Here is a 9,065-nt window from a genome sequence, read left to right as displayed (position 1 = left end):
TGATCGCTGGCATTTATAATTATGAACTTTCTTTAAAGACTAAATTAGAGATCGCCTGAGACTTTCGCAAGAGGTCTATTGCAATTAATCAACCCAAATCTGTTTTGTGCGCCCCCATCCTCAATCAAGGCAAACTCATCGGCATTTTGTATCTAGAAAACAATCTCGCAACTGGCGCTTTTACAGCAGACAGATTAGCAGTATTGAGCATAATTTCTGCCCAAGCTGCTATTTCCCTAGAAAATGCCCAACTTTATCAAACCCTAGAGCAAAAAGTAGAAGAACGCACCGCACAATTAGCCCAAGCTAATAAAGAAATATTGGTTTTGAACGAACGCCTAGAAGTAGAAAACCTTCGCATGAGTGCCGAACTAGACGTAACCCGCCGCCTGCAACAAATGATTTTGCCTAAACAGCAGGAATTAGAGTCAATAGAAGGGCTAGAAATAGCTGGATTCATGGAACCGGCTGATGAAGTTGGCGGTGACTACTACGACGTACTAAATCACGGCGGTAAAGCCACAATTGGCATCGGCGACGTGACAGGACACGGTTTAGAAAGCGGCGTGTTAATGATTATGGCGCAAACAGCAATTCGCACTTTGTTGGTTCACAATGAAACCAACCCAGTTAAATTATTGCAGACAGTCAACCAAACGCTTTTTGACAACGTAGAGCGCATGGATTGCGGTAAAAGTATGAGCCTTTCTTTGCTGGAATATCGGGAGGACAACATCCTGCGCTTGAGCGGACAGCACGAAGAGGTGATTGTCGTGCGTTCCAGCGGCGAAGTAGAGCGGATTGATACCATGGAGTTAGGCTTTCCCATCGCCTTGGAAGCAGATATTACTGATTTCATTGCTTCTACTGAAATACAGTTGAATTCGGGCGATGTTGTCGTACTCTACACAGATGGAATTACCGAAGCTTTGGATATGAAGAAATCTCAATACGGTATCGAGCCATTGATTGAAGTTGTTGTCCTTAATAGGAAACAGTCAGCAATAGAAATCAAGCAAGCTGTTATTGACGAGGTGCGGCGATACATCGGGGAGCAAAAAGTATTTGATGACATTACTTTGGTAATAATCAAACAGAAGTCAGTAGGTAGGCACCAATAAACCTTGCTGTAAGCTGTTGTGCATTTAATTTGTATGTTAAGGGCGGGCAGGATGCCCACCCCACAAGAGGAAAAATTTATTTTACTATGCAATTTAAATGCGGATTAGCTTATAACCGAATCTACAACTGCCCGAACCGAAAGCCAATAGCTTCGTTTGACTCGCTTTTGACTACTTAAAGCAGATTCCACGTTTATGAAGTACCCCCGCCTATCCTTCTCTCCCCGTAGGGAAACGGCGAAAACCTTTGTCCATAAACTTCATAAACCTGAAATAGGCTGTAGGTATTTTCCCACTCATCTACTGAGTTCCGATCAATTAATCAACTGCTTGAATGCGTCGTGTTCGCGAATCTTCTCCAAATCAGCTTCACTTTTTGCCAACTCTTTACACACATTCGGATTGAGATTGAGGGCGCGCTTTAAATTTTCAATGGCTAATTCAATTTTACCTTGTAGGGCATAACATCGGGCTTTATTGTACCAAATTCTGTAAAAGTCAGGTCGAATTTTAGCAGCATTGTCGTAGGACGCGATCGCCGCTTCGTATTGTTGCAATTTGGAGAGTGCAACGCCTCGATTGTTCCAAGCGTCAGTATAATCATTTTTAATTTGTAGGGCTTGATTGTAAGAAATTACTGCTTGTTCGTACTCCTGCATTTTGGAAAAAGCAACGCCTCGGTTGTTCCAAGCATCGGCATAATCGGGTTTGGCTTGAATTGCCTGTTCGTAACAGCCGATCGCCTCCTGGTACTTCTGCAACTCCAACAATACCACGCCTCGATTGTTCCAAGCGTCGGGATAATTCGGACGAATTGTAGTAGCTTGTTCGTAAGAGGCGATCGCCTCTGGATACCGCTGCATTCTTGTGAGCACTACTCCCCGGTTATTCCAAGTATCGGCTAAATCCGGCTGAATTTGCAGGGCCTGATCGTAAGCTGCGATCGCATCTTGATAACGGTTTTCAAAAAAACAAGCATCTCCCTGTTTAGCATAGTCGCCGGCCGTCAATAACTTTTGGTAATTGCCATAGTTAACCGGAGCAAATTCTTGAATTTGGGCATCGGGGAATAAAAGGTCTGTTTCTGCCTCTGCCGGGTGACTTTGCTGTTGAATTTCGCCTAAGATAGTTTCAGCGTCCGAAATTAATAGTTTTAATTGAGAGATTGTATCGTAATGGAGACTTTCAATTTCTTGGCGGGCAATAGTTGTCTGCTTGGACAATTTGCTCCACAGAAACCAAACCCCGACTCCGACTGCTGTCGGAAACAAAGTTAGGGCAATTATCAGCCCGTTAAGCAGTACCGCCGTGCGCCCGAAAGCAATGTCAACTTCTTCTTGAACTCGATCGCGAATTTCTTCTTTAACTTGCTGCTGTGAGAATTGCTGCTGAACCAACAGTGGCGCCGTCGGTTCAGAGGCAGAAACGCTACTGGCGCAGACTAGAATAGTCGAAAGGGCGATCGGGCTAATACTTTTTCTAAAGATACTTGACAAACGCATTGCCTTAGTGATAAGCACCTGAGTTGCGATTTCCATGTGTCAAGAGATGCTGATAACGATGATCCCAGACTAGCCCATTTGTTCAAAAACTATTAAATACAGGATATCTGTTGTGCAGTCCCCTCCGATCAAATTGCTGACGCAAGAATTGCTAGACGAGGTTGCCGCTTCCTCCCGCCGCAATCCCCGCCAGCGACAAAACTACAATTTCCACGATTTGTCTGAAAAAGTGCAGCGGTTTGTCAACGTACTCCAACCAGGCACTTACGTCCGCCCTCACCGACACCTGCGCCCGCCGACAGTTAACGGTTTTGAGTTTTTTGCCGTGATTCAAGGAGAAGTCGGTATTATTATTTTGAACGAAAACGGTCAAATCCTGCGATCGTTGCGAGTCAGCGCGGCCGGCCCGACTCGCGCTGTCGAACTGCCAGAGGGCACTATTCACACGTTAGTAGCTTTGACACAGGATACTGTGATTTTGGAGTTTAAGGAAGGGCCTTACGACGTGGGGGCGGATAAAGACTTTTTGGCAGGTTTTCCTGCTGAGGGAACTGCGGCGGCCCGAGAATTAGTCCTGATTTGGGAAGCGGAATTTAACACTTGACTGTTGACTGTTGACTGTTGGCTGTTGGCGGGTGACTGTTGACTGTTAAAAACCTAAAATCTAAAATCTAAAATCTAAAATCTAACATCGATCTACTGATTACTAAGGACTGATGAATCTAATTGTCGTCATCCGATTGTATAAATCCGGGGCGGTGCGAATGATTTTTCTCAGAAGTTCATCCGTCACCCAAAAGACGAGGGGAAACGAAAATGTTTTGCTGAATTCGCTGCATAGTAGGTTGGTAGAAACGAGCAATCGATCGATCGTCTCCACTGATTCCAAACCGAGAAGCATTAAAGCTGGAGGCTGTTCCCCGTCTATTTCTGCTGCGATTGTCCTGTAGAGAGTTGTCGCCGATTTGGGCAAAAACAGTTGCTGCGGTTTCACGGGACAATTTACTTGCAGCCGATCGACTATTTGCTGCCGCAAAGCCAGGGAGTTGCAGTTGACTAAAACGAAAGAAAAGTAACCTTGGGAAAGACGGAGCGTCCTAATTAAAGTTGATAACGACCGCTCGTTATATTTAGCTGCATCGTCTTTAGCTGTATTTTCTGAGCTTTGCTCTACAAACATAAATTGCATACTTTTTATCTAGTTTTAGAGATTTTCTAGATTAAATGATGTTTCTAAAGAAAATGTGAAGATCGAAAATTTATTTTTCATTGAAAAACATTTGGGTAACTATACCACGGTTTTAAATTAATATCAATAGTCCACTCGAAATAGTCCGATCGACTAATTTGGCTTGAACCCACTCAAAAAGCCACCTGCGACGGCACAACACAAGTATAGCCGCCGCAAGAAGAAAGAAGGAAGAAGCATATTTCGCAAGGGTTTCAGCAATTAATAACGTTCTAAATATCTGGCACGATTGCTAGATAAAATGTAATTAAACATACAAAAAAATCACCGGGAATTCTCAGCCAGCGGCAAAGTAAACCAAAAACTTGCCCCAGCACCAGGAGTGCTAATTACCCCTATTGTGCCGCCATGAGCAACAATAATTTGCCGACAAAGATATAGACCCAAACCCAAACCGACGGAGTGTCGGGATTGCTCACCCCTAACGTAAAGGTCAAAAAGATGTTCACACTGTTCCGGCAATATTCCCGCCCCGTCATCTTCCACGGTACAGTAAATCATCCTAGTTCCGGGATTGGGGATTGGGGACTGGGGATTTGTAATCGGTAATTTGTCGATGTCTGGTTTTGCTGTGCTTGGATTTATAATTAATTTATCCGCCTTAATTACTTTCGCCGAAACTGTTAAATTCAGCCCGGGTAGATTGTGTTTCAAAGCATTAGCAATTAAATTAGATAAGACGCGCCATAACTGAGTCTTGTCAGCCTTCACGGCTGGCAAATCATCCGGAACCAAATTTTTAAAAGTAGCTTTACCCTCATTTATTAAAGGCTCCAAATCGGTAGCAGCAGCTTCAACTATCGCCCTCAAATCAACCCGCTCGCAATGCAAAACCAAACCGCGTAATTCCCCGGCGTGAACTTCCAACAGCGAATTTATCAAGCGCAATTGCTGCTCGCTACCTTGAATCATCCGCTCCAAAATAGAACGGGGAATTGCGATGGCATCCCCAGGTTTCGTCTGCCAATTTTTCAGCACCATTAACATTCCCGCCACCGGGTTTCGCAAGTCGTGAGAAAGAGCGTGGATAAACAGCCGCAGCGATTCTTGTGCCTGTTTGCGCTGCGTGATATCCTCAATTAAACCCTCATAATAAAGCACGGCGCCGCTGCTGTCCCGTACCGCCCGCGCCTTCTCAGAAATCCAGACAATACTGCCGTCTGATCGGTAAATTTTAGATTCAAAATCCGATACTGTGCCGCTTTCCTCGATCGCTCGCAAAAACTCATTTCTGCGAGCTGGATCGACGTACAACTGCCGCTCAATATCAGTAAACTTTTCCGTCACTTCTTCCGGGGAATCGCAGCCGTAAATCCGCGCCAAAGCTGGATTTGCAGTAATATAACGGCCATCGGGAGTGCTTTGAAAAATTCCCTCGCCCGCATTCTCAAAAATGCTGCGGTACTTCGCCTCGGCCACCTCTAACTGCTGGTAAGCAGATTCCAACTCACGCCTGGTACTAAACTCTTTCCGTTGCAGACATTCGTACCAATAAACGGACAAGTCACATATTAAACAAAACCAAAACAAATATAAGTACAACCCGGTCAACTTAAAAGGAGTATACTTAGCAAAACTTAGATTTAAAACCAAATTTATCCCGACGTGGCAACACAAAACGCCGAGTTGAGAAATCAGGTGGAGGCGCCAGCGGACGGGCATCAGCGTAGCTTGGATCAGAAACGCTAAAGTCCAGGTAAAAATCGGTACTTCCCCGGCTTGTGCGACGGCTAACCCAAGCTGTACAACGAGCGTCAGCGACCACGAAAAACCCAAAAATAGCCAACCGGGATAGCGCTGTCCGAAGGAGGTTTTTTGCAACACAAAACAGGTCAACAAACCCAATTCTACAGCAGCGCTCGTGTACAAATAAACACTTTTAAACTCCTGGCGAGCGAAGAATCTTTCGCCCAGAAAATAGACCGTTATTGTGAAGGCAAAAAAGATGGCAATTCCCACAGCAGGGCGCAGCCGCTCTCGGAGGAAGCGATCGCGCCACACCTCGTAAACCGTTAACGCCTGAACTGATTTTGCATTGCCCAAATAGTTCATACCATTTTAGATTTTAGATTTTAGATTTTAGATTGACAAAGATCGATCGTCCGAGTTAACAGCAGGTAGCGAAAACCAGAAAGTCGAACCACCGCCGGGAGTGCTTTCGACGCCGATGAAGCCGCCGTGAGCTTTGATAATTTGCTTGGACAGGTACAATCCCAAACCCAGCCCTGTTAATTGTCGGCTATTAGGGTCTTGAACGTAAAGTTCAAATAGAGATTCCCGCTGTTTGGCGCTGATTCCCACTCCATTATCTGTTACAGTACAGCGAACCATTTTTACGGTGACTCCGGGGAATTTGCTGCCGATATTGCCAATTTCACCCTGATAGCGGGGCATTTTGCAACTGCCGTCGAGGTTAAATTTGGCCAGGGTTTCCTGATTTTTCTGCGTGGTCTCGCCCATCCTAGGACGATCGCCCGCAGGAGAGGCGAGGTTAGCGATACAGCGGGCGCTCAGATTATTTAGCGGTGTTAAAGCCTGTGAATTTTCTTCATAAGTTAGCCTTTTTTCAACTGCAATTACCTCGGCTTTAAAAGTTATATTGACTCCCGGAGGATTGTGTTTAATAGCATTAGTCAACAGATTTTCTAGCACGCGCTGCAGGTGTTGGCGATCGGCATTGACTTGTGGTAAATCCGCCGGGATTTCCTGAGTCAAAGTTGCTTGATTTTTGGCTAGCATCGGTTCTAAATCGGCAATAATGGCTGAAGCTAAAGACGACAAATGCAGCGGTAAAGTATTGATAACAATACCTTTGACCTCGCTAGCGTGAGCGTCGAGTAGCGCATTAACCATAGTCAACTGGTGTTCGCTGGCTTGAACGATCCGCTGCAAAATCGATCGAGAAACCGGAACATCTTGTACAGAGTCAGAAGGCGATTTGTTGAGCAAATTTTTCAGCAGTATTAACATTCCCATAACAGGAGTGCGGAGATTGTGAGAAACTGCGTGCAAAAATAGGTCTTTCAGGCGGTTGCTTTCTTGCAGTTCGTGCATTTTTTGTTGTAGTTGGCGGGTGCGTTCCTCCACTTGAGATTCCAAGCTGGCATTGAGAGCTTTTACCTGCTGTAAAAGTTGGGCTTGCTGGAGAGCGATCGCCACTTGGGTAGCGAGTTTTTCTAACAAATCAATTTCAAATTCCTGCCACTGGCGGGGCCCGGAGCACTGGTTGACGGCCAAGATCCCGAACAATTCATCCCCCAGGACGATCGGCACATTTAACGTCGCGCGAATTTGATAGTCGCTGTACAATTGGGCAATTGAAAGGCTGAGTTGAACGCTAGCAGTATCGGAGATAGCTCGGACGCGGTTGTTAGCATAAAAAGTTTTCTGGTTTTCGAGGTGATTCTCGTCAGCGAGTACCCACCCGAAAAGAGAACGGCATTGGGTATCCACAGACTCGGCCACAACCTTACCGTACACCGGGCTAGGAAGATTTACCCCGTCCGCGTCCACAATACCGATGAAAGCGCGGTCTGCCTTGAAAAATTGCCGGACTTCGGCAACAGTAGTGTTGAGAATTTCTTCGAGGTCGAGGGAGTTGCGAATTCGCAGGGCGATTTCTGAGAGCAAGCGATCGCGATCGGAGGACGCCCGCAAAGCGGTTTCCGCGCGGTGGCGTTCGGTAACGTCTTGGACTGTGGCGGCGATCGCCCCTGACTGAATGGCCGACTGTTCGCAGACAGTGCGTTCGGAGCCGTCTGCAAGCACAATTCGGTAGTTAATGCAATAGGCTTGGCGCTCCAACATAGCTTGGCGCTGCGATCGCGCCACCAATTCTCGGTCTTCTGGATGTACAGCTTGCAAAAAAACTTCTGGTGTCGGTTTGACAGTTCCAGGAGCAAAACCTAAGAGGCGGTAAAGTTCGTTTGACCACCGCAATTCGATATTGGATATATGATGTTCTGCAGATTCTTCGCAGTTGTCAGTTGCTGTGAGGGCGGCGCAATTTAAATCCCAATTGCCCAACTGAGCGATGCGCTGAGCGTTGGCTAAACTAGCTTCGCGATCGCGCAGCATGGCGGCCGTGCGGCGCACCTCCACCAGCGCTTGCTGGCGTTCTGCTACGGCGGCGGCCAACATCAGAGCCACAAGGGCGATCGTGCCGGTAAAAGCTTGTAAAAATAAAACCGCCTGTTTGAGATTATCACTTTTGGCCAAAAACGGGCCGCCTCCCTGTACTGCTCCCCAAATCGCGATGCAAGAGACGATCGAATAAGCAAAAATCGCTCCCGCCGATTGAAACCGCAGGGCGGCCCAAACTATTAGAGGAAAAGGCAGATACTCCAGCGGATACTGAGCGATCGCCGCCTGTGTTTTTGAGCAAAAAAACAGCCAGCTCACACTCAGCAATAGAGTCAGCCAGAGGGCTATTTCTGAATAATTAATAATTAAAAATACAAGATTGTAGCGGTTTTCAGGTGCAGTAATTCTGTGCCTAGAATTAGTAATTAATAATTGAGAATTGGCAATTAGTAATTGATTATTTTGCTTGTTGAAAAGTGCGATAAAAATTGATATAATGCGGGGTTTTAAGGGAAATTTAAAACTATTAACGGCGTGGTTCAAAGTCAGCAGCACAGGCGTCACAATCAAAATTCCCATGCCGTCTCCGAGCCACGTAGTCCACCAGTTGCGAGAGAAATTGCTCCACTGAGCCCAACCAAAAATGCACGTTCCCAAGTTGCCGAGGATAGAACCGAGGAAAGTAGACCCGATGACAGCGCCCGCCACTAAAGCCAGAACATCTCGCAATCGATCGAGTTTGGTAGAAAATCCGCTCTCCCTCAGCAAAGCCTCTCCAGCCAGCGCTTGTAGGGTGACGCTAAAGGCTGATGTGACAATGACAGCCGACGGTATACCGGCGGTAGAGTTTAACAGCACCGAACCGAGGGCAATTCCCGGCCACATCCGTCGCCCTTGCAGTAACAGTGCCGCTAGAGCAATACCGGCCGGCGGCCAAACGGGGGAGGGTTCGGCTTTCACCAGTCCCAGCATCGACGCTGCGAGTTTTCCGGTAACAAAGTAGGCCAGGGCCAGGATGCCGGTGTACAGAAGCATTCGAGTGCGGGGGTTGAGCAGTTTCATGTTTAGTGCGATCGAATCCTCCATTCCTAGTTTTTAATTTAGGCGGCT

The 9,065-nt window shown here is 46.6% G+C and carries 5 protein-coding genes and 1 pseudogene; 2 read left to right on the top strand and 4 right to left on the bottom strand.

Annotation, left to right across the window (positions count from 1 at the left end):
* Positions 1-77 precede the first annotated feature (77 nt).
* A pseudogene (locus QT994_RS04755) lies at positions 78-1,121 on the top strand (SpoIIE family protein phosphatase); the annotation flags it as partial.
* Between the two features lie 314 nt (positions 1,122-1,435).
* Here the strand turns inward: QT994_RS04755 and QT994_RS04750 are convergent.
* The gene (locus QT994_RS04750) at positions 1,436-2,641 is read right to left on the bottom strand and encodes a tetratricopeptide repeat protein (protein WP_333172193.1); all 1,206 of its coding nucleotides are present in this window, start codon (positions 2,639-2,641) and stop codon (positions 1,436-1,438) included.
* Positions 2,642-2,735: 94 nt separating this feature from the next.
* Between QT994_RS04750 and QT994_RS04745 the strand changes: the two genes are divergently transcribed.
* Positions 2,736-3,227, top strand: a complete 492-nt coding sequence (locus QT994_RS04745; RefSeq protein ID WP_333046726.1) for a WbuC family cupin fold metalloprotein — start codon at positions 2,736-2,738, stop codon at positions 3,225-3,227.
* 102 nt (positions 3,228-3,329) lie between these two features.
* Here the strand turns inward: QT994_RS04745 and QT994_RS04740 are convergent, their stop codons facing one another.
* The 3 genes from QT994_RS04740 to QT994_RS04730 form a co-directional block, all read right to left on the bottom strand.
* Positions 3,330-3,812: a hypothetical protein gene (locus tag QT994_RS04740; RefSeq protein WP_333172191.1), complete on the bottom strand. Its 483-nt coding sequence runs from the start codon at positions 3,810-3,812 to the stop codon at positions 3,330-3,332.
* Positions 3,813-4,136: 324 nt separating this feature from the next.
* Positions 4,137-5,924, bottom strand: a complete 1,788-nt coding sequence (locus tag QT994_RS04735) for a PAS domain-containing sensor histidine kinase (protein WP_333172189.1) — start codon at positions 5,922-5,924, stop codon at positions 4,137-4,139.
* Between the two features lie 27 nt (positions 5,925-5,951).
* Entirely contained in the window at positions 5,952-9,017 is a 3,066-nt protein-coding gene (locus QT994_RS04730; RefSeq protein WP_445243869.1) for a sensor histidine kinase, read from the bottom strand.
* Between the last annotated feature and the right edge of the window lie 48 nt (positions 9,018-9,065).

This window comes from Microcoleus sp. S13_B4, assembly GCF_036700885.1.
Classification (GTDB): domain Bacteria; phylum Cyanobacteriota; class Cyanobacteriia; order Cyanobacteriales; family Microcoleaceae; genus Microcoleus.
This window is presented reverse-complemented; position numbering and strand designations above follow the sequence as displayed.